Source organism: Duganella sp. CF402 (assembly GCF_900109645.1).
In the GTDB taxonomy this organism is placed as follows: domain Bacteria; phylum Pseudomonadota; class Gammaproteobacteria; order Burkholderiales; family Burkholderiaceae_D; genus Rugamonas.
The window spans coordinates 898,030-918,390 of record NZ_FOBG01000002.1; the positions used below are offsets into that span (position 1 = coordinate 898,030).

Sequence of the window (20,361 nt, forward strand, 5' to 3'; positions counted from 1 at the left end):
TCAGGACTTCGGCAGCGCGATCGAGCGGTAAGGCGGCAGCTTGTTCGGATCGAGGCCCTTGGCGCGCGCGAACACCGGCAGCACCAGATGCATATTGGCGTTCATCTCGTCGATGCGATCCTTGCCGGCCGGGTGGGTCGACAGGAAGCTGATCGGCTGGTTCTTGTTCACCGCCCCCATCTTCTGCCACAGCGCGATGCCGGCGCGCGGATCGAAACCGGCGCGCGCCGCCAGGTCCATGCCGACCAGGTCGGCCTCGGTTTCGTCCTCACGCGAGAACTTCAGCGACGCCAGCCTGGCGGCGCCGTTGCCGACCGCATCGCCGAGTCGCGGATCGAGGCCAAAGTAAGCAGCACCGGCGGCGCCGGCCACGCGGCCCAGCAGCGAGGTGACATTGTTCTTGCCGGCCTGCTCGCGCGCGTGCTCGCGCAGCGCGTGGGCAATTTCGTGGCCCATCACCATCGCCACCTCATCGTCGGTCAGGTTCAGTTTCACGAGAATGCCGTTGTAGAAGGCGATGCGGCCGCCCGGCATGCAGAAGGCGTTGACGGTGTCGGAGCGCAGCAGGTTGACCTGCCAATCCCATTTGGCCGCTTCCGGATTCCAGCGCGAGGCAAAAGGGATGATGCGCTTGGCGATGGCGCGCAGGCGGATCAGTTGCGGATTGGTGTCGGTGGCGACGGCATCCTTCTTGTGCGCCTCGGACAGCATCTGGTTGTACTGCAGCTTCGACTGCTGGTCGAATTGCGCGGCGTCGGCGCCGGCCAGGCCGCGCATGCGCGACAGCTTGGAGACCGGAATACCGTCGTCCTGCGCCAGTGCTGCGGCGCTGACCAGCAGCGCCAGCAGGACGGCTTTCAATTTAAGGTTTTTCATGTCCATCATGTCCACTATTCCACGGGGCGATTTTGGGCAGCATCATCATTGCGGGGAAGGCAAGGATGAAGCATACGATAAAGAACCAGAACCAGCCGGTTTCGGCAACAATATACCCTACCGAGGAATTAATGAATGTGCGCGGCACCGCAGCCAGGCTGGAAAACAGCGCATACTGGGTGGCCGTGTAGCGCGGATCGGTGGCGCGCGACATGAAAGCCACCAGCGCGGCCGCGCCCAGTCCGGGGCTGGCAAACGCCTCGAAACCGTAGACTGCGCTCAGCAGCACCGGATCCGGGCCAACCTTGGCCAGCCACGCGAAACCGAGGATGGCCAGCGCTTGCAGCACGCCGAACACCCACAGCGCGCGGTTGATACCGAGCTTGATCATCCAGATGCCGCCCACCGCGCCGCCGGCCAGCGCCGCCCACCAGCCGGTGGCGTTGGCCGCGAGGCCGATTTGCCTGGTGGTGAAACCGGTATCGAGGAAGAATTTGGTCGATAGCGCAGTCGACATGGTATCGCCGATTTTGTACAGCAGCACGAAGGCGATGATCAACAATGCCTGCTGGATGCCATCGCGCTTGATGAACTCCTGGAACGGCAGCACCACCGCCTCTTGCAGGTTTTTCGGCGGCTGGCCGTACAGCGTCGGCTCTTTCGCCAGCAGCGTGCACACCAGGCCCGGCAACATGAACGCGGCCACGGTCCAGAACACGATCTGCCACGGCTGGCTGTCCGCCATCACCAGACCGAGCGCGCTTGGAATCAGGGCGGCGGCCTTGTAGGCATTGACGATGATGGCTGCGCCCAGGCCCTGCTCTTCATCCGCCAGGATTTCGCGGCGATAGGCGTCGATCACCACGTCCTGGCTGGCCGACAGGAAGGCGATCAGGAACACGGTGACGGCGATCATCGACAGTTCCAGTTTCGGGTCCAGCATGCCTAGCCCGCCGATGAAGGCGAACAGCGCCAGCTGGGTCAGCGCCATCCAGCCGCGCCGGCGGCCCAGCGGCAGCACGGTGTAGCGGTCCATGAACGGCGCCCACAGGAACTTGAAGGTGTAGGGGAACATCGCCAGCCCGAACAGGCCGAGCGCTTTGACATCCAACCCGGACTTCGCCAGCCACGCCTGCATCAGGTAGATCAGCGTGTACAGCGGAAGCCCGGAGCTAAAGCCCAGGAACAGGATGGAAACGGTGCGTCCGTTGATGTAGCTGGTCCAGGGCGTTTTTTGCGTCATTATTTTTTTCGTAGTCGGAATACGGCCAAGTCGCCGCGCAGGTTAGGCAGGAAGGATACACGCTTCCCCTCTGCCAGCGCTACACATTCAATCACTTCCAGGCCGCACTCCTCCGCCAGATCACGGAAATCCGTGATGGTGGCGCAACGCAGGTTGGGCGTGTCGTACCATTCGTACGGCAGCGATTCCGACACCGGCATGCGGCCCTTGAGCAGAGCCACGCGGTGCGGCCAATAAGCGAAGTTGGGGAACGAGACGATGGCCTCCTTGCCGACGCGGACGATGTCGCGCAACAGCGCTTCGACGTGCTTCATCATCTGCAGCGAGGACAGGCACAGCACCGTGTCGAAGGTGTTGTCGCCGAACAGCGCCAGCCCGTTTTCCATGTCCTGCTGGATCACGCGCACGCCGCGCTGGGTGCTGGCCAGCACTTCATCGTCGGCCAGCTCGATGCCGTAGCCGGTGCATTGCTTGTCGCTCTGCAGATAGTCCATCATCACGCCCTTGCCGCAACCAAGGTCCAGCACGTGCGACTTGTCGCCGATCCAGTGCGCGATAAACGCCAGGTCCGGGCGCTCCGCGCTCAATTCATTAAAGTTCATACCTTGCCCCCGATCTCGTTCCACACCTGGCCGTAATAGGCGCGCACCATGTTCATGTAGCGCGGGTCCTCCAGCAGGAACGCGTCGTGGCCGTGCGGCGCATCGATTTCCGCGTAGGTCACCTGGCGGCGGTTGCTGACCAGCGCCTGCACGATCTCGCGGCTGCGCTCCGGTGAGAAGCGCCAGTCGGTGGTGAAGGAAGCCAGGAAGAACTTGGCCTTGGTGCCAGCCAAAGTCTTGGCCAGATCGCCGCCATGCAGGCGCGCCGGGTCGAAGTAATCGAGCGCCTTGGTGATCAGCAGGTAGGTGTTGGCGTCGAAGTATTCGCTGAACTTGTCGCCCTGGTAGCGCAGGTAGGATTCGATTTCGAAATCGACGCCGAAGTCGAATTTGTAGTCGCCGCTTTCGGCCACGTCGCGCAGCTTGCGGCCGAACTTCTCGGCCATGTCGTCGTCCGACAGATAGGTGATGTGGCCGACCATGCGCGCCACGCGCAGGCCGTTCTTCGGCACCACGCCGTGTGCATAGAAATCGCCGCCGTGGTAATCCGGGTCCGACAGAATCGCCTGCCGCGCCACGTCGTTGAAGGCGATGTTTTGCGCCGACAGCTTGGCGGTCGAGGCGATCACCACGCAGTGGCGCAAGCGCTCGGGGTACATGATGGACCACGACAGCGCCTGCATGCCGCCCAGCGAACCGCCCATGACGGCGGCGAACTGCCTGATGCCCAGCGCATCGGCCAGGCGCGCCTGTGCGGCCACCCAGTCCTCCACCGTCACGACAGGGAAGGCGGCGCCGTATGGTTTGCCGGTGGCCGGATTGGCGTGCATAGGACCGGTCGAGCCAAAGCACGAGCCCAGGTTGTTAATCCCGATCACAAAGAATTTGTCGGTATCCAGCGGCTTGCCCGGACCGACCATATTGTCCCACCAGCCGGTGCTTTTCGGCTGGCCTTCGTATTCGCCGGCCACGTGGTGCGAAGCGTTCAGCGCGTGGCACACCAGCACCGCGTTGGATTTGTCGGCGTTCAGGGTGCCGTAGGTTTCGTACATCAGCATATAGTCGCGCAGCGACGCGCCGCTTTGCAGGAGCAGGGGCTCGGCAAAATGCATGGTTTGCGGCTTAACGTATCCCAGGGATGACATTGTTGGTTTAGTTTTTATGGGGCGGCCCCACGGGCCATCTATCAAGGCGGGACCGCGAATGATGGGTCCCGCCGATTTACATCAACTGCAATTGTTCGACCGCGTCTGCAATTACGTTGGGTTCCATCGAGCGCATGATCTTGCGGGTTTGCGGCATGATGCGCGCAAGGTCGCTGTTCAGGATTTCCTGCTTGACCGAGAGCAGTTGGGCCGGATGCATCGAGAATTCCCGCAATCCCATGCCCAGCAGCAGGCGTGTCAATTTGACATCCCCCGCCATTTCGCCGCACACGGCGACGTCGATCCCGGCTTTATGCCCGGCCGCAATCGTCATCGAGATCAATTGCAGCACAGCCGGATGCAGCGGATTGTAAAGGTGTGCGACCTCATAATCAACCCGGTCAATGGCCAGCGTGTACTGGATCAGGTCATTGGTGCCGATCGACAGGAAGTCCATGCGCTTGACGAACATCGGCAGCGCCAGCGCCGCCGCCGGGATTTCGATCATGGCGCCGACATCGACATCATCATCGAACTTGATATTCTTTTCGCGCAGCTCGGCCTTGGCCTGCGCCACCATCGCCAGCGACTGGTCGATCTCGAACGCATGCGCCAGCATCGGGATCAGGATGCGCACCTTGCCGAACGCCGAGGCGCGCAGGATGGCGCGCAGCTGGGTCAGGAAAATTTGCGGCTCGGCCAGGCAGTAGCGGATCGCCCGCAGGCCCAGCGCCGGATTGAGCGCGGTCTGCTCGCTCTGGTCCAGCGGCTTGTCGGCGCCGATGTCCAAAGTACGGATGGTCACCGGGCGGCCCTTCATCGCCACCACGGCTTTCTTGTACTGCTCGAACTGCTCGTCCTCCGACGGGATCTTGCTGTTGCGGCCCATGAACAGGAATTCGGACCGGAACAGGCCCACACCGTTGGCGCCGGCCTCCATCGCGGCCGGGCAATCGTCCGGCAGTTCGATGTTGGCCAGCAGCGTGATCTCGGTGCCGTCCTTGGTAATGGCCGGGGTCTTCTTGAGCTTCTGGAGTTTTTTGCGCACGCGCGCGGCGGCCAGTTGGCGCTCGCGGTACTGCTCCAGCACCAGCGGGCTCGGATTGGCGATCACCACGCCGGCGTCGCCGTCGATGATCAGCCAGTCATCCTGTTCGACCAGGGTGGAGGCGCCGGACATGCCGACCACCGCCGGAATGTCGAGCGAACGCGCGACGATGGCGGTGTGCGAGTTCTGGCCGCCGACGTCGGTGACGAAACCGATGAAGGAGCGGTCGCGGAACTGCAGCATGTCGGCCGGCGAAATATCGTGCGCGACGATGATCATCTGCGGCTGGAATCCGTCCTCGCCGCCGTCGGCCTTGGGCAGCATTTGCTCGGTGCCCATCAGCACCTTGAGCACGCGCTCAGCCACCTGCTGGATGTCGGCCTTGCGCTCGCGCAGGTAAGCGTCTTCGATTTCGTCGAACTGCGCCGACAGCTCGTCGATCTGGGTCAGCAGCGCCCATTCGGCGTTGTAGTGGCGGGTGCGGATGATGTCGAGCGGCGCTTCCGAGATCATCGGGTCGGACAAGATCAGCGCATGCACGTCGATGAACGCGCCCAGTTCCGTCGGGGCGTCCTTGGGCAGCTCATTCCACAGGGTTTGCAGTTCCTTGTGCACGGCGGCCAGCGCCTGCTGCAGGCGCGCGACCTCGGCCTCGACCTGCTCTTCCGCCACCAGGTAGTGCTTGACGTCCAGCGCCGCCGGCGCCAACAGGTGGGCGCGGCCGATCGCGATACCGCGCGAGACCGGAATGCCGTGCAAAGTGAAGGAGGCCATCGGCTGGCCTGCCGGGAAACGGGGACGGCTGCGCTCCGCAGGCATTACTCGCCTTCGCCGAACTTGTCGTTGACCAGCGCGCTCAGGGCGGCGATGCAATCGCCTTCGTCGTCGCCGTCGGCTTCCAGCAGGACTTTGGCGCCCTTGCCGGCCGCCAGCATCATCACGCCCATGATGGACTTGGCGTTGATGCGGCGCGCGTTACGCGTCAGCCAGACATCGCTTTTGTATTTTGCTGCCAGTTGGGTGAATTTGGCGGAAGCGCGCGCATGCAAACCAAGCTTGTTAATAATTTCGAGTTCTTGCTGAATCATTTTTCTTTTATCTCAATCAGAGTGCGCATTGCTAAAAAAAATTTGTCAGGGTTACCCGACACGTGTCCGGTTATCGACGCGCACTGCTCCACTTTGCGCGCCTGCCAGAGCCATCTCGACCACCACGTCCAGCGTGTCGCGGCGGTAGGTGATGGCGCGCAGCAGCATCGGCAAACTGATGCCCGCGATGACCTCCACCCGGCCCGCATCGGCCAGCCGGTTGCAGCAGTTGGCGGGGGTGCCGCCTTTGACGTCGGTGATGACCAGCACGCCGTCGCCTTCGTCGAGACGCTTGATCGCCGCCGCCGCCAGTTCCTGGACTTCGCCGAGGTCCTGGTCGGCGATCACGTCGATCGCTTCCAGCCGCTCGGTCGGACCACGAAACACGTGGGCGCAGGCCGCAAGAAAGGCCTGCCCCAGTGGTGCGTGTGTCATAAGCAGTATGCCTACCATATTGTTAAACCGCCAGTGAGAATGAATAATTTCTTGTCATCGGCCCAGGGCGACCGCCGCCTCGACCGCATCGATGAAAGTTGCCGCCACCGGGAAGCCGGCTTGCTGCGTAATCTCCTGGAAGCAGGTCGGGCTGGTGACGTTCACCTCTGTTAAGTAATCGCCAATAACGTCTAATCCTACCAGCAACAGGCCGCGCGCCGCCAGTATCGGCCCCAGCGTGTTGGCGATCTCATAGTCGCGCTCGGTGAGAGGCTGGGCCACGCCGACGCCGCCGGCCGCCAGGTTGCCGCGCACTTCGCCGTTCTGCGGAATGCGCGCCAGCGCGAACGGCACCGGCTTGCCGCCGATGACCAGGATGCGCTTGTCGCCCTTGACGATGTCCGGGATGTAGCGCTGGACCATGATGGTCTGGGTGCCCAGCTGGGTCAGCGTTTCGATGATGGAGCCGAGGTTCATGCCGTCGGCCGTCACGCGGAAAATGCCGGCGCCGCCCATGCCGTCCAGCGGTTTGAGGATGATGTCGCCGTGCTGCTTCTGGAAGGCGCGGATGCGCTGCTCGTCCGAAGTCACCAGGGTCGGCGAGGTGAACTGGCTGAACTGGGCGATCGCCAGCTTTTCGTTGTGGTCGCGGATGGCGGAAGGTTTGTTGAATACTTGCGCGCCCTGCTGCTCGGCCAGCTCCAGCAGGTAGGTGCCGTAGACGTATTCCATGTCGAACGGCGGGTCCTTGCGCTGGATGATGGCGTCAAACTCGCCGAGGTTGGTTTCCTTCGGCTCGCCGGCGCGGTACCAGTCCTTGCTGTCGCCGGTCAGGATGATCTCGGACACCTTGGCCGACACCACGCCCTGCTCCACCGCCATGTCCTTTTGCTCGAAAGCGTAGACGGTGTGGCCGCGCTTGCCGGCTTCCACCATCATGGCGTAGGTGGAATCCTTGTAGGTTTTAAAGGTCGACAGCGGGTCGGCGAGGAAGGCGATTTTCATTGAACGTCCAGTTGAGGTAATGACTGATTTTAGTACACTTCCGGATTCGGATCGGTGCGCTCCATTTCCAGCGACGCCGCCAGCAGCGCCAGGCGCGCCACCACGCCGTACACGTAGAAACGGTTCGGCGCGGCCGTGCCCGGCTTGGCCTTGAGGTCCGGCACCGCGTGCTGCTGCGCGAACGCCAGCGGCACGTACTGCGAGCCGGGCGCGTTCAGGTTCTGGTCGATGCCGCGCTCGGCGTGGATGCGGTAGAAACCGCCCACCACATAGCGGTCGATCATGTAGACCACCGGCTCGGCCACCGCATGCTCGATGCTTTCGAAGGTCGGCACGCCCTCCTGGATGATGAAGTCAGTCACTTCCTTGCCGTCCTTGATGACGGTCATCTTGTCGCGCTGGGCTTGCGTCAGGTCCTTGATCTCGGCCGAGTCCTTGATGGTCAGGATGCTGGTGCCGTAAGTGCCGGCGTCCGGCTTGACGATCACGAATGGCTTCTGGTCCTTGATGCCGTATTCCTTGTATTTCTTCTTGATCTTGGCCAGCAACGCGTCAACGTTGGCGGCCAGGCATTCGTAGCCTTCGCCGGTACGGAAATTCACCGCATCGCACTTGGCGTGGAACGGGTTCAGCATCCACGGATCAACACCGATCAGCTTGCCGAACTTCTTGACCACTTCGTCGTAGGCGTTCAGGTGGTTGCTCTTGCGGCGCAGCGCCCAGCCGGCGTGCAGCGGCGGCAGCAGGCTTTGCTCGTGGATGTTTTGCAGGATGTCCGGGATGCCGGCCGACAGGTCGTTGTTGAGCAGGATCGTGCACGGATCGAAATCCTTGAGGCCGACCCGGCGGCCGTTCGGCGAGCGCACCAGCGGCTCCACCACCAGCATATTGCCGTCCGGCAGCGGCAGCGGAGTCGGCTGGGTGATTTCCGGCGACAGCGAACCGAGCCGCACGTGCAGGCCGGTCTGGCGGAAAATCTGCATCAGGCGCGCCACGTTTTGCCAGTACGTCGGGTGACGCTGGGTGATTTCCGGGATCAGCAGCAGGTTGCGCGCGTCCGGGCAATACTTGTCGATCGCGGCCATCGCGGCCTGCACCGACAGCGGCAGCATCTCGGTGGCCAGCATGTTGAAGCCGCCCGGGAACAGGTTGGTATCCACCGGCGCCAGCTTGTAGCCGGCATTGCGCATATCCACCGAGCAATAAAACGGTGGCGTGTGCTCCTGCCACTCCAGGCGGAACCAGCGTTCGATGGCGGGCGTGGCGGCGAGGATTTTTTCTTCTAGGTCGAGCAGCGGTCCACTCAGGGCCGTGACGAGGTGGGGAACCATGTTTACATCCTTATTACCGTGCGGACTATGCCACATGAGGGCGAAAACCCTATTTTAAAGGCAGGCAATAAAAAAAGCGCCCCGCAGGGCGCTTTTCGGATGAAACATTAACAATTAAGCATGGTAAGCCGATTCACCGTGGGTGGTGATATCCAGGCCTTCGCGCTCTTCCTCTTCCGGTACGCGCAGGCCGATGACGATGTCAACCAGCTTGTAGGCGATGACCGACACCAGGGCCGACCAGATGATGGTGGTGCCGACGCCGGTCGCCTGCACGATCACTTGCGAAGCGATCGAGTAGTCTGGCGAAGCTTTGTTGGCCACGTAGTCGAAGATGCCCTGGCCGCCCAGCGATGGTGCAGCGAACACACCGGTCAGGATCGCGCCCAGGATGCCGCCGACGCCGTGCACGCCGAACACGTCCAGCGAGTCGTCCGCGCCCAGCAGGCGTTTCAGGCCGTTCACGCCCCACAGGCAGATCACGCCAGCAAGCAGGCCGATGATCAGTGCGCCCATTGGGCCGACAAAGCCGCAGGCCGGGGTAATGGCCACCAGGCCAGCCACTGCGCCCGAAGCGCCGCCCAGCATCGATGGTTTGCCTTTGAAGATCCACTCGGCGAACACCCAGGCCACGGTAGCGGCGGCGGTTGCCAGCAGGGTGTTGATGAAGGCCAGGCCAGCGATATCAGCCGCTTCCAGTGCCGAACCGGCGTTGAAACCGAACCAGCCCACCCACAGCAGCGAGGCGCCGATCATGGTCATGGTCACCGAGTGCGGCGCCATCGATTCGCGGCCGTAGCCGACGCGTTTGCCGATCATGTAGGCGCCAACCAGGCCGGCTACCGCAGCATTGATGTGCACCACGGTGCCGCCGGCGAAGTCCAGCGCACCTTTTTGGAACAGGAAGCCGGCTTTGGCGGTTTCGGTTGCCAGGGTGGCGGCATCCTTGATCGCGTCAGGACCGGTCCAGAACCAGACCATGTGGGCGATCGGCAGGTAGGAGAAGGTGAACCACAGCACCACGAAGGCCAGCACGGCGGTGAACTTGGCGCGTTCGGCAAAGGCGCCGACGATCAGGCCGCAGGTGATGGCGGCAAAGGTGGCCTGGAACGCGACGTACACGAACTCAGGAATCACCACGCCCTTGCTGAAGGTGGCGGCGTAGGAGAACGCGCCCTTGGCCGGATCCCAGATGCCGTTCAGGAAGGCACGGTCGAACTTGCCGAAGAAGGCGTTGCCTTCGGTGAAAGCCAGCGAGTAGCCGTAGATGCACCACAGCACGACGATCAGGGCGAACACCATGAACACTTGCATCAGGATCGACAGCATGTTCTTGGAACGCACCAGGCCGCCGTAGAACAGGGCCAGGCCAGGAATGGTCATCAGGATCACCAGCAGGGTCGACACCATCATCCAGGCGGTGTCGCCTTTATTTGGGGTCGGTGCGGCGGGTGCCGCTTCGGCAGGAGCAGCTGGGGCAGCGGCAGCTGGCGCTGCGGCTGGCGCAGCTTCAGGAGCGGACGCGGCTGGTGCGGAGGCGGCAGCGGCGGCCACTGGCGCTTCGGCCGGCTTGGCATCCTGGGCGTGTACTGGGGCTGCCAGCGCAAACAGGATGGAGACCCCAGCTAGCAAGCTCGTTATGGTTTTTTTCATTTCTCGTCGTCCTCTTAGAGAGCTTCGTTGCCGGTCTCGCCGGTACGAATACGGATTACTTGTTCCAGGTTGTACACGAAGATCTTGCCGTCGCCGATCTTGCCGGTGCGGGCCGCGCCTTCAATCGCTTCGATCGCCTGCTCGACCACCGCGTCGTCCACTGCGGCTTCGATCTTGGTCTTCGGCAGGAAGTCCACCACATACTCCGCGCCACGATACAGCTCGGTGTGGCCTTTCTGGCGGCCGAAGCCTTTTACTTCGGTCACAGTAATACCCTGCACGTTAATGGCCGACAGGGCTTCACGCACCTCGTCAAGCTTGAACGGCTTGATAATGGCGGTAATCAGTTTCATACGGGCCTCGCTTAGAAGGTTTTGGAAATGGTCAGGACAGCACCGGCTTTACCCAGGTTCTTCCCTTTTCCGACGTAGGCATCGGTGTCGGCATAGACCGCCGCCAGTGCCACACTCACTACGCCGAAATCTTTGGTGACGCCGAGCTTGTAATCGGTGTAGCTGGCGGCGCCGTTGTTCTTCACGTTCTGGTGACCGACGTGGACGTTCAGGATGTAGCCGTCCGCCACTTCCTGGTTCAGCTGCGCATCGACGTAGCCGGAATTCTTACTGTCGGCAAAGCCGAACAGGTTGGTGGTCGATTGCGAGTATTTGAGCGAGAACGGACCGGCCGAGATCTGGCCGTACAATTCGAAGGTGTTGGCGCTCGGGTTCAGCTTGTTCGACGGGTAGTAGTAGTACAGGCCGCCGACGTCGTAGCTGATGGTGTCGGTAATGGCGCCGCGTTTGCCGGCGTAGATGTCCCATTCGACGTTACCGTCGCCGCCGCCGTCCTTGACCCACTTGATGTTGGTCAGCCAGGTGCCGGCGTAGAAGCCAGTCGGGTTGTTCACGTAGTCAGCGCCGCCTTGTACGGCAGGCTTCAGGCGGGTTTGCGAGATACCGCGGTAACGGTAATCGCTGACAACGGCAGCGTTAAAGCTGACTTCATTGTCTGGTTTCGCTTCCGGGGCGGGTGCCGCCTCTTCTGCGTGCGCCATCGACGCGAATGCTAAGGTCAACGCAGCGATCAGGGTGCAGTTCTGGGCTATTTTCATAATTGTTTTCCTAGTGAGTTGAACGTCATTAGCAGTTGCGGTTTAAAATCTGGTCAAGCGAAGCAATGAAAAGCATTCATAGGCTTCTTAGCAGAATGTGTGCCAGCCAACGTTGACAATGTCCCTACTGCCCCAAAGTGAGAATTGTCAGTGTCCCAAACGGAATTCCGGCGGATTCGCACCACGTTAACGCCGAGTCGCACCACGATGGTGCAATGTTGGACCAACCAGATCAAGGAATATTATGGATATGAACACTTTTTTTAATGACTTGCAGAATAAGATCAGCCAAGCCATCGAAAACTCACCAGCAAAGGACATTGAGAAGAACGTCAAGTCCATGATGACGCAAGGCTTCTCCAAGCTCGACCTGGTGACCCGCGAGGAATTCGACATCCAGACCCAGGTGCTGGCCAAGACCCGCGCCAAGCTGGAAGCGCTGGAAACCCGCCTGGCCGAGCTGGAAGGCAAGATCAATCAGTAAGCAGCAAAAGTAAGCAGTAAAGCGCAGGACGTTTGTTCTGCCGCAAAGCGGTGCGGCATGGGTCGACTACGCTGGTAGCTTGTCCCCACTTGCCCAGCACACCGCCATGAGCCTCGCCGTACTCAAAAGCCGCGCCCTGGCTGGCATGGAGGCGCAGGAAGTCAGCGTTGAAGTGCATCTGGCGAATGGCTTGCCGGCCTTTACCATCGTCGGGCTGGCCGATACGGAAGTGAAAGAAGCCAAGGACCGCGTCCGCGCCGCCATCCAGAATGGCGGCTTTGAATTCCCCGCCCAGCGCATCACCGTCAACCTCGCTCCGGCCGATCTCCCCAAAGAGTCCGGCCGCTTCGATTTGCCGATCGCGCTCGGCATTCTCGCCGCCTCCAAACAAATCCCCTCACGCCGCCTGCATCAATATGAGTTTGCCGGCGAGCTGTCGCTGTCCGGCGAATTGCGGCCGATCCGCGGTGCGTTGGCGATGTCGCTGGCCACCCGGCGCGATGGCGGCTGCCTCGCTTTTATCCTGCCGCTGGCCAATGCCGACGAGGCGGCGCTGGTGTCGCACGCCGCCATTTATCCGGCGCACTCGCTGTTGCAGGTGTGCAGCCACTTTGCCGGCAAGTCGATCGAGACCATGCTGTCGCGCCACGAAGCCGCGCCGCTGGCCGCCATGCCCGAGTATCCGGACTTCGCCGACGTCAAGGGACAAGTGATGGTCAAGCGCGCGCTGGAAGTGGCGGCGGCCGGCAACCATTCAGTGTTGCTGGTCGGCCCACCCGGCTCGGGCAAGACCATGCTGGCCGCGCGCTTCGTCGGTCTGCTGCCGGAGATGAGCGACGAGGAAGCGCTGGAAGCGGCAGCCGTGCAATCGCTGACCGGCAGCTTTCAGATCGAGCAGTGGAAGCGCCGCCCGTTTCGCGCGCCGCACCACACCGCTTCCGGCGCGGCGCTGGTTGGCGGCGGCAGCGTGCCGCGTCCCGGCGAGATTTCGCTGGCCCATCGCGGCGTGTTGTTCCTCGACGAGCTGCCCGAATTTGATCGTCGCGTGCTGGACGTGCTGCGCCAGCCGATGGAGTCCGGCCACATCACCATCTCACGCGCAGCCAGGCATGCAGACTTCCCTGCGCACTTCCAGCTGATCGCCGCCATGAATCCCTGCCCTTGCGGCTACTACGGTCACAAGAGCGTGGCCTGCCGCTGCTCGCCCGATGTGCGGCTGCGCTATCAGAACCGCGTCTCCGGCCCGCTGCTGGACCGCATCGACATCCAGATCGAAGTGGCCTCGGTCGATCCCGAAATACTGGCCGCTCCCACCAACGGCGAACCGTCCGCCGTCATCGCTGCCCGCGTGCAAGCGGCGGCCAGCTTGCAGTTCCAGCGACAGGGCAAGCGCAACCAATACCTCACGCCGCGCGAGATCGACCATTACTGCAAGCTCGACCGCCCCAGCAAGTTCCTGTTGCGGCAGAGTATGCAGAGCTTCAAATGGTCGGGCCGCGCCTACCACCGCATCCTGCGCGTCGCACGCACCATCGCGGACCTGGCCGGCATCGCCAGCATCCAGCTGGCGCACGTTGAAGAAGCCATACAATACCGCCGCGCGCTGGTCGAATAACCATACCAACTCTCGCTGGCTTGCTGCTATATTGCTCGCAGCTTATTCACGCCAGGATGATCATGACTCGCTTGCCACTCTACCTCGCCGCCAGCGCCGTGCTGGCCGGCTGCGCCACCAAACCGATGGTGCCGACCGACTTCACCGCCAACTCCGGCAGCCCGCGCGCGCCCGAGCAGCTGGCTGTGACGTTTGAAACAGTCGACCTGGCCTTGCGTGTCGATCCCGCCACCAAAAGCATCCGTGGCGACGCTGCCCTGACCTTCCTCCTGAAAGAACCGCTGACCCGCATCGCCGTCGAACTCGATCGCAACCTGCCGGTCGACAGCGCGAGTGTGGACGGCACGCCGCTTGCGGCCAGCGCCATCAGCAATCCCGACGGCCGCCTGTACCTGAGCTTGCCGCAGCCGCTGCCGGCAGGCGCCCGCACCACCGTGCGCATCCAGTACCACGGCGTGCCGACCATCGCCAAAAAAGCCCCGTGGGATGGCGGCTTCACCTGGAGCCAGACCAGCGACGGCCAACCGTGGATCACCACCACCGTCGAAGGCGAAGGCTGCGACCTGTTCTGGCCTTGCATCGACCACCCGCAAGGCAAGCCCAAACTGATCGACCTGCACATCAGCGTGCCCGCACCACTGGTCGTAGCCGGCAACGGCGTCGCCACCGGCATGGAAGAAAAAGACGGCTGGCGCACCTACAACTGGCGCGCCAAAAACCCCAGCACCTACGGCGTTGCGCTCAACATCGGCCCGTACGAAATGCTGTCCGCCGATTACACCAGCAAATACGGCAACACCATCCCGCTGCGTATGTGGTACGTGAAAGGCCACGACAAGCAAGCGCAAGGCCTGTTCACCGAATTCAAACCGATGCTGGACTTCTTCGAGAACCGCGTCGGCCCTTACCCATTCGGCGACGAGAAAATGGGCGTGGTCGAAACCCCGCACCTCGGCATGGAGCACCAGACCATCAATGCCTACGGCAATGGCTACGTCAAATCGCCGCTCGGCTACGACTGGCTGCTGCACCACGAACTGTCGCACGAATGGTTCGGCAACCAGATGACCAACGCCGACTGGGACGACATGTGGCTGCACGAAAGCTTCGGTTCCTACATGCAGCCGCTGTACATGGAGTCACTGCGCGGCGAGATGGAATTCCAGAACGTGCTGTTCGACTTCCGCAAGCAGATCAGCAACAAGGCGCCCATCGTCAGCGGCAAGACCCAGCGCATTGAAGACATCTATCAGGACGAGCGCGGCGGTCCCGGCCTCGACATCTACGTCAAAGGTGCGCTGGTCCTGCACACGCTGCGCAACCTGATCGGCGATGAGCCTTTCTTTATCGCCACGCGCCGCATGGTATACGGCACGGCTACGCCGGCGCCGGGCAACTTCCAGCCGCGCTGGAGCAGCAGCAAGGAATTCATCCAGTTCGCCAACGAAGCCAGCGGCCGCGACCTGCAATGGTTCTTCGACGCCTACCTGTATCACGCCGCGCTGCCGGAGCTGGTGGAAGAACGCAGCGCCGACAAGCTCAAGCTGCGCTGGAAACTGAAGGACGGCGGCGCCTTCCCCATGCCGATCGAAGTGCGCGTCAACAACCGCATCGAAAAGCTGGCGATGAGCAACGGCGAAGGCGAACTGGCGTTGCCGCCGAATGCGCTGGTGACCATCGATCCGCAATCGCGCGTGCTGCGCCAGCAAGCCCACATCGATGAATGGAAAGCCATCGAAGACAACAAAAAGAAAGCCAAAAAATGAAGCGTATCGCATCGCTGCTGCTGGCCTGCGCGCTGAGCGCCTGCAGCCCCAAGTACGACTGGCGCGATTACCGCAGCAGTAATGCGCCCTACGCCGTGCTGTTCCCCGGCAAGCCCAGCACACAAACGCGCAGCATCAAGCTTGATCAACTGGACGTCAGCATGACCATGAGCGCCGCCGACATCGACGGCGTGGTGTTCGCCGTCGGCAGCGCCCAGCTGGCCGACGCCGCGCAAACGCCGGCCGCGGTCGACGCCATGCAGACCGCGCTGGTGAACAACCTCGGCGCCACCGTCACCAGCAGCAAGATGTTGGCCAACGGCATGCGCGAAGTCGAGGCAAGCGGCACCGAAAAAGGGCGCGCCATGCGCCTTGTCGGACGTTTTCTTGCCAAAGAAAAAAGAATTTACCAGGTGGTGGTGATCGGCCCCACGGCGCAAATCGAAGCCGAGCCCGTGGAGACCTTCCTCACTTCCTTTAAATTGAATTAAAACAATCGTGCTGGCTTAAAACCTGCTTAATTGATGTGCGTCAGCGCCCAGACACGGCCTTTTGTGGCTTGTAAAGTGGCTGGCATGGGCATAGAGTTGATCTAACAAAACTAAGAAAGCACGCTTATGTTAATCGCCTTCAAATCCAAGTCCAGTCCAGAAATCCTGATGTACCAGGAGCATGCGCAACGCATCCTCGATCTGCTGCACAAGAATCCCAAGCGCGGCATCATCACGGCTGCCGAAGCGGCCCAAGCCCTGTCGATCCTCGAGCACGAAGTCGCCGAGACCAAGCTGCATCCCGAGACCGACGTCGAACATGATATCCACGCCCACGAGCAGGAAGAAGGCGAAACCAAGGAGCATGCTCAGGCGCAGCGCGTCGGCTTCTCGGCGCGCGCCTTCCCACTGCTGGAAATGCTGCGCACCGCCAAGGCGGAAAACGAGCACATCATCTGGGGCGTTTAAGGTCAACGTCAGTCGCCGGCCAGGGACGCCTTCATCGGCAGGTCGATGGTGAAGCGCGTGCCGACTCCCAGCTCGCTGTCCACGCGGATCGAACCGTCCAGTAGCGAGGTCACGATGTTGTAGGTGATGCTCAGGCCCAGTCCGTTGCCGCCCTGCCCCAGCTTGGTGGTGAAGAAGGGATCGAAGATGCGCGCCTGATGCTCCACCGGTATGCCCTTGCCGTCATCCTGGAACACGATGCGCACGCGCTCCGGCCCCAGTTGCACCGCCCACATGCGAATTTCGCCTTCGACTTGATCCTCAAACGCATGCAGCAGCGCGTTGTTGATCAGGTTGATGATGACCTGGCCGTAAGGGCCGGGGAAGCTGTCCATCACGATATCGTCCGGCATTTCCAGCACCATCTGGTGGCCAGCCTTGCGCACCGTGTTCTTCATGGTGGTCACGATTTCCTGGCTGGCCTGGTGCAGGTTGAACTGGCGCCGCTTGGCGCTGGCCTGGTCCACCGCCACTTGCTTGAAGCTGTTCACCAGCTCGGCTGCATTGCGCAGGCTGCGCATCAGCAGGGTGGATGCTTCGCGCGCTGCATCAATGAAGTTGTGCAGGTCGGAGCGGCGCATGGTGCTGCCATTGTTCAGCGCCTCGATCTCCACCGTCTTGTCTTCCAGCGTGCTGGCGATCACCAGGCTATTGCCGATCGGCGTGTTCAGCTCGTGCGCCACGCCGGCCACCAGCGAGCCCAGTGCGGCCAGCTTCTCGCGCTCCACCAACTGCTGCTGGGTATCGCGCAGCTGGCGATACGAATCCGCGTTGGCAAACGCCACCGCCACGTAGGACGCCAGCGTGGTCAGCATGTCGAGGTCGATGCGCTGATAGGCGTGGGCGCGATAGCTGTGCACGGTAATCACACCGCGCACCTGCCCGCCGACCGAAATCGGCACATAGATCAGCGAACGTGGTTCAGTCGGCAGCGAGCCGTCTTCCAGCGTGCCCATATTGTCGGCGCCGGACACCAGGTCCAGGCTGGCGATATAGCGGCTGTATTCCTGCTCAAGGTCGTTGATGAACACTTCCTGCGCATGGTTGATGCACCACACCGACAGCTGGTTAGGCTCGCGCATGCTGCGCGTGTACGGCGTGTAGCGCTTGCCGCGCTCCATCGCAAACGGATACTCGATCAATTCCAGCTCCGGCCGATAGATGCCGATGCCGAACACACTGGCGTCCATCAGCGCATGCACCTGCTGGTACAGCAGCGACATGATGGCTTCGCTGTCGAGATTGGCCGTGATGCGCCGCCCGATATCGGACAGCAGCGCAATATTGCGATGCGCGGCCTCGACGTTGTCCTTCTCGCGTTCGATGGATTCCTTCTGCGCCACCAGCTCGCGCGTGCGGCTGCCGACTTGCTGTTCCAGTTCCTGCTTCTGCCGTACCAGCAAACGGATGCGAACGCGATACAACAGCCATGCGCCGCCCAGCACCAAGGCCACCATCAGCACGCGGAACCACCAGGTCTTCCACACCGGCGGCGCGATGGTCACTTCCAGCGACACCGGTTCGCTGCTCCACAAGCCGTCCTTGTTGGCGGCCTTCACGCGGAACACATAGCGGCCCGGATCAAGATTGGTATAGGTGGCAAAGCGCTTGCTGGCATCGGCACTGACCCAGTCCGGATCGAAGCCGACCAGCTGATAGGCATAACGGTTGCGCTGCGGATCGGCGTAATGCAAGCCGGCGAACTCAAACGAAAACACCGCGTCGCGGTACGACAGCGATAGCGCCTTGGCCTGATAAACCGGCCCCTGCGGCATCACATCGCTGCGCCCCGCCCCGCTCAGGATGGACTGGTTGAAGACGGAAAAGTCAGTGATGGAAACCGGCGGCGCGTAGGGGTTGTTGTGGATGCGTTCAGGCAGAAACGCCGTTACGCCATCCAGGCCGCCGAAGTACAAGGTGCCGTCCGGCGCGCGGTAGCCGGAGCCGATGAAGTAGGAGCCGTCGAGCAGGCCATCCTTGGAAGTGTAGTCCTTGAAGCCGCCGGTCGCGGGATCGAACAGCGAGATGCCGGCCGTGGTGCTGATCCACAAGCGCCCTTTCGCATCGGCAAGGATGGCGCCGATCGGATCCGGCGCGCGGCCGTTACCAGGCGGGTAGAAGCGGAAATGCAGCTTGCCGTCCTCACCCATGCGCGCCAGGCACAGGCCGGCCGCCGTACCGATCCAGATGCGCTCCTGCTCATCCTGATACAGATAGTGCACGCGGTTATGGCTCAGGCTGTCACGCCGCGCCGGATCGTGGCGGTAGTGTTCGAACTTGCCAGTGGCCGGATCGAAACGATCTAAACCATTTTCAGTGCCGGCCCACAGGTTGCCGCGCTTGTCCTGCAACAGCGAGTAGACACGGCCCGCCAGCCGGTCCGGATCGCTGGCGTCGACGCGGTAGGTCTGCATGGCCAGCGTCTGCGGATCGATGCGATGCAGGGCCAGACGGGTGCCGATCCAGATCACACCTTCGCGGTCGACCATCACGCGCTGCACCGAGCGCGCCTGCGGATCATCGCCCAGCCACACCGGCGTATAGCGTCCGCTGGCCGGATCGCGCCACGCCAGCCCGCTGATGGTGCCGACCCACAGGCGGCCGCGCAGGTCGGTCGCCAGCGACATCAGCTGGTCGGCCGGCAAGCCGCCCGGATGCGGCTGTTCGTTCGACTCAAAGTTCACCCGGCCCTGTAGCGGATCGAGCAAGGACAGGCCGGTGCTGGTGCCCAGCCAGACCTTGCCGTCCGGTGCGGCTGCAATCGTGCGCACCTTGCTGCTGCCGATCGAGGGCAGCACGCCCGGCGCTTCCGTGTAGCGCTCGAAGCCGCCGCTGCTCAGGTCGACGTAATCGGCGCCGGTGTACCAGTTGCCCACCCACAGCGTGCCGGTGCGGTCCTGGTACAGTGCGCTGATCTGGTTCTCGCTGATGCCGTGGCGCCGCTGCGGGTCGCGCGGATAATTGAAATAGCGCCCGGAGACCGGATCGCGCCGTTTCAAACCGTCGGTAAAGGTGCCCAGCCACAGCGTGCCGTCGCGGTCATGCAGCAGCTTCGGCACGCGCACATCAGCCAGGTCGGGCGGCACGGCCAGCGCGATGCGTTCGGCTGACTGCTCCTTCAGGCGCCATGCTTGTACGCCGCGCATGGCGCCAGCCCACAGCACGCCATCGGGCCCGATGGACATCGACAAGAGATGGTTCTCAAGCCGGTGCTCCGGCGGGCCGATCTGGCGAAACTGCGTGCTGCCGGCGGCCAGCAATTCCAGTCCGCGCGCCGTGCCCAGCCACAGGTTGCCGTGCTTGTCGCGCGCCATCGCCCCGATATGGTCGTCGGCATGGGGCAGCACTTGCACCTGTCCGGTCGCCATATCCAGATGCCGCAGGGCGTCGGGAGTGCTGATCCACAAACCCTGCTTGCCATCATCAACAATACCGGTCACGGACAATTTGGTCAGCACATGGGTGAACACGCGCGCCACCGGGTCGTAGCGATCAAGGCCACCCTTATTGCCGACCCACAGCTGGCCGGCGGCGTCTTCAAACATCGCCTGCACGTAGTTGTCTTGCAGGCTGCGGGGATTGGACGGGTCGTTCTTGTAGGTGGTAACGCGGTAGCCGTCATACCGGTTCAGGCCGGCCTGCGTGCCGAGCCACATATAACCGTGCTTGTCCTGGATGATGCTGGTGACCGACTCCTGTGTCAGTCCCTGTTCCACGCCCAAATGTTCAAAGCGCAGCGACAGCGGCGCCGCGCGCGCCACCGAAATCAGTAGAAAAAAGAGGACAACAGCTCGCATAGAGGCTCCAATATGGAAGCCATTCTAATGCACAAAAGCAAAAAAGCCCCGCCGGATATTATCCTGACGGGGCTTTTTCTAAATAACTAGCTTGACGATAACCTACTTTCACACTGGTTGCAGCACTATCATCGGCGTAGAGTCGTTTCACGGTCCTGTTCGGG

General features: G+C 62.2%; 18 protein-coding genes. 5 read left to right on the forward strand and 13 right to left on the reverse strand.

Features of this window, described 5'->3' with window-relative positions:
• The 12 genes from BMZ70_RS22070 to BMZ70_RS22125 form a co-directional block, all read right to left on the reverse strand.
• Positions 1–876 carry a M48 family metallopeptidase gene (locus tag BMZ70_RS22070; RefSeq protein WP_092279583.1) on the reverse strand — a complete coding sequence of 292 codons (876 nt, stop codon included), beginning with the start codon at positions 874–876 and terminating at the stop codon, positions 1–3.
• Positions 863–2,119, reverse strand: coding sequence for an AmpG family muropeptide MFS transporter (locus BMZ70_RS22075; protein ID WP_092279458.1), 1,257 nt, complete (start codon positions 2,117–2,119; stop codon positions 863–865). The genes BMZ70_RS22070 and BMZ70_RS22075 overlap by 14 nt, the downstream gene beginning before the upstream one ends.
• Positions 2,119–2,721, reverse strand: coding sequence for a methionine biosynthesis protein MetW (metW, locus tag BMZ70_RS22080; protein WP_092279460.1), 603 nt, complete (start codon positions 2,719–2,721; stop codon positions 2,119–2,121). The genes BMZ70_RS22075 and metW overlap by 1 nt, the downstream gene beginning before the upstream one ends.
• A complete protein-coding gene (locus tag BMZ70_RS22085) occupies positions 2,718–3,833 on the reverse strand; it encodes a homoserine O-succinyltransferase MetX (RefSeq protein ID WP_229205539.1) in 1,116 nt (371 codons plus the stop codon). The genes metW and BMZ70_RS22085 overlap by 4 nt, the downstream gene beginning before the upstream one ends.
• A 109-nt stretch (positions 3,834–3,942) precedes the next feature.
• Complete coding sequence (gene ptsP, locus BMZ70_RS22090; protein ID WP_092279585.1) at positions 3,943–5,688, reverse strand: phosphoenolpyruvate--protein phosphotransferase; 1,746 nt, start codon at positions 5,686–5,688, stop codon at positions 3,943–3,945.
• A gap of 44 nt (positions 5,689–5,732) precedes the next feature.
• Positions 5,733–6,002 carry an HPr family phosphocarrier protein gene (locus tag BMZ70_RS22095; protein ID WP_092279464.1) on the reverse strand — a complete coding sequence of 90 codons (270 nt, stop codon included), beginning with the start codon at positions 6,000–6,002 and terminating at the stop codon, positions 5,733–5,735.
• Between the two features lie 51 nt (positions 6,003–6,053).
• A complete protein-coding gene (locus tag BMZ70_RS22100) occupies positions 6,054–6,455 on the reverse strand; it encodes a PTS sugar transporter subunit IIA (RefSeq protein WP_092279466.1) in 402 nt (133 codons plus the stop codon).
• A 36-nt stretch (positions 6,456–6,491) separates the two neighbouring features.
• Complete coding sequence (gshB, locus tag BMZ70_RS22105) at positions 6,492–7,442, reverse strand: glutathione synthase (RefSeq protein ID WP_092279468.1); 951 nt, start codon at positions 7,440–7,442, stop codon at positions 6,492–6,494.
• Positions 7,443–7,471: 29 nt separating this feature from the next.
• Positions 7,472–8,773 carry a glutamate--cysteine ligase gene (gene gshA, locus BMZ70_RS22110; protein WP_092279470.1) on the reverse strand — a complete coding sequence of 434 codons (1,302 nt, stop codon included), beginning with the start codon at positions 8,771–8,773 and terminating at the stop codon, positions 7,472–7,474.
• A 114-nt stretch (positions 8,774–8,887) separates the two neighbouring features.
• Positions 8,888–10,426 carry an ammonium transporter gene (locus BMZ70_RS22115; RefSeq protein WP_092279472.1) on the reverse strand — a complete coding sequence of 513 codons (1,539 nt, stop codon included), beginning with the start codon at positions 10,424–10,426 and terminating at the stop codon, positions 8,888–8,890.
• A 14-nt stretch (positions 10,427–10,440) separates the two neighbouring features.
• Entirely contained in the window at positions 10,441–10,779 is a 339-nt protein-coding gene (locus tag BMZ70_RS22120; RefSeq protein WP_092279474.1) for a P-II family nitrogen regulator, read from the reverse strand.
• A gap of 11 nt (positions 10,780–10,790) precedes the next feature.
• On the reverse strand, positions 10,791–11,537 hold the full coding sequence (locus BMZ70_RS22125; protein WP_175500812.1) for a TorF family putative porin: 747 nt from the start codon (positions 11,535–11,537) through the stop codon (positions 10,791–10,793).
• A 244-nt stretch (positions 11,538–11,781) separates the two neighbouring features.
• On the opposite strand from BMZ70_RS22125, the gene BMZ70_RS22130 reads away from it, so the two are divergent.
• From BMZ70_RS22130 to BMZ70_RS22150, 5 genes are all read left to right on the forward strand, one after another.
• On the forward strand, positions 11,782–12,021 hold the full coding sequence (locus BMZ70_RS22130; protein WP_092279478.1) for an accessory factor UbiK family protein: 240 nt from the start codon (positions 11,782–11,784) through the stop codon (positions 12,019–12,021).
• A 106-nt stretch (positions 12,022–12,127) separates the two neighbouring features.
• Positions 12,128–13,636 carry a YifB family Mg chelatase-like AAA ATPase gene (locus tag BMZ70_RS22135; RefSeq protein WP_092279480.1) on the forward strand — a complete coding sequence of 503 codons (1,509 nt, stop codon included), beginning with the start codon at positions 12,128–12,130 and terminating at the stop codon, positions 13,634–13,636.
• Positions 13,637–13,698: 62 nt separating this feature from the next.
• Positions 13,699–15,402, forward strand: coding sequence for a M1 family metallopeptidase (locus BMZ70_RS22140; RefSeq protein ID WP_092279586.1), 1,704 nt, complete (start codon positions 13,699–13,701; stop codon positions 15,400–15,402).
• Complete coding sequence (locus BMZ70_RS22145; RefSeq protein WP_092279482.1) at positions 15,399–15,893, forward strand: hypothetical protein; 495 nt, start codon at positions 15,399–15,401, stop codon at positions 15,891–15,893. The genes BMZ70_RS22140 and BMZ70_RS22145 overlap by 4 nt, the downstream gene beginning before the upstream one ends.
• Before the next feature lie 126 nt (positions 15,894–16,019).
• The gene (locus tag BMZ70_RS22150) at positions 16,020–16,361 is read left to right on the forward strand and encodes a DUF1840 domain-containing protein (protein ID WP_092279484.1); all 342 of its coding nucleotides are present in this window, start codon (positions 16,020–16,022) and stop codon (positions 16,359–16,361) included.
• 8 nt (positions 16,362–16,369) lie between these two features.
• On the opposite strand, the gene BMZ70_RS22155 is transcribed toward BMZ70_RS22150, so the two are convergent.
• Positions 16,370–20,197 (reverse strand): two-component regulator propeller domain-containing protein, encoded by a 3,828-nt coding sequence (locus BMZ70_RS22155; RefSeq protein ID WP_092279486.1) that lies wholly within the window; start codon positions 20,195–20,197, stop codon positions 16,370–16,372.
• Positions 20,198–20,361 lie beyond the last annotated feature (164 nt).

What these genes read in the sequence shown, in the direction of transcription:
- BMZ70_RS22145 (WP_092279482.1), top strand. Translation starts at nt 15,399, where the DNA reads ATGAAGCGTATCGCATCGCTGCTGCTGGCCTGCGCGCTGAGCGCCTGC.
- BMZ70_RS22070 (WP_092279583.1), bottom strand. Translation starts at nt 876, where the DNA reads ATGAAAAACCTTAAATTGAAAGCCGTCCTGCTGGCGCTGCTGGTCAGC.
- gshB (WP_092279468.1), bottom strand. Translation starts at nt 7,442, where the DNA reads ATGAAAATCGCCTTCCTCGCCGACCCGCTGTCGACCTTTAAAACCTAC.
- BMZ70_RS22140 (WP_092279586.1), top strand. Translation starts at nt 13,699, where the DNA reads ATGACTCGCTTGCCACTCTACCTCGCCGCCAGCGCCGTGCTGGCCGGC.
- BMZ70_RS22120 (WP_092279474.1), bottom strand. Translation starts at nt 10,779, where the DNA reads ATGAAACTGATTACCGCCATTATCAAGCCGTTCAAGCTTGACGAGGTG.
- BMZ70_RS22150 (WP_092279484.1), top strand. Translation starts at nt 16,020, where the DNA reads ATGTTAATCGCCTTCAAATCCAAGTCCAGTCCAGAAATCCTGATGTAC.
- BMZ70_RS22095 (WP_092279464.1), bottom strand. Translation starts at nt 6,002, where the DNA reads ATGATTCAGCAAGAACTCGAAATTATTAACAAGCTTGGTTTGCATGCG.
- metW (WP_092279460.1), bottom strand. Translation starts at nt 2,721, where the DNA reads ATGAACTTTAATGAATTGAGCGCGGAGCGCCCGGACCTGGCGTTTATC.
- BMZ70_RS22155 (WP_092279486.1), bottom strand. Translation starts at nt 20,197, where the DNA reads ATGCGAGCTGTTGTCCTCTTTTTTCTACTGATTTCGGTGGCGCGCGCG.
- BMZ70_RS22130 (WP_092279478.1), top strand. Translation starts at nt 11,782, where the DNA reads ATGGATATGAACACTTTTTTTAATGACTTGCAGAATAAGATCAGCCAA.
- BMZ70_RS22100 (WP_092279466.1), bottom strand. Translation starts at nt 6,455, where the DNA reads ATGGTAGGCATACTGCTTATGACACACGCACCACTGGGGCAGGCCTTT.
- BMZ70_RS22125 (WP_175500812.1), bottom strand. Translation starts at nt 11,537, where the DNA reads ATGAAAATAGCCCAGAACTGCACCCTGATCGCTGCGTTGACCTTAGCA.
- BMZ70_RS22115 (WP_092279472.1), bottom strand. Translation starts at nt 10,426, where the DNA reads ATGAAAAAAACCATAACGAGCTTGCTAGCTGGGGTCTCCATCCTGTTT.
- BMZ70_RS22085 (WP_229205539.1), bottom strand. Translation starts at nt 3,833, where the DNA reads ATGCATTTTGCCGAGCCCCTGCTCCTGCAAAGCGGCGCGTCGCTGCGC.
- gshA (WP_092279470.1), bottom strand. Translation starts at nt 8,773, where the DNA reads ATGGTTCCCCACCTCGTCACGGCCCTGAGTGGACCGCTGCTCGACCTA.
- ptsP (WP_092279585.1), bottom strand. Translation starts at nt 5,688, where the DNA reads ATGGCCTCCTTCACTTTGCACGGCATTCCGGTCTCGCGCGGTATCGCG.
- BMZ70_RS22075 (WP_092279458.1), bottom strand. Translation starts at nt 2,119, where the DNA reads ATGACGCAAAAAACGCCCTGGACCAGCTACATCAACGGACGCACCGTT.
- BMZ70_RS22135 (WP_092279480.1), top strand. Translation starts at nt 12,128, where the DNA reads ATGAGCCTCGCCGTACTCAAAAGCCGCGCCCTGGCTGGCATGGAGGCG.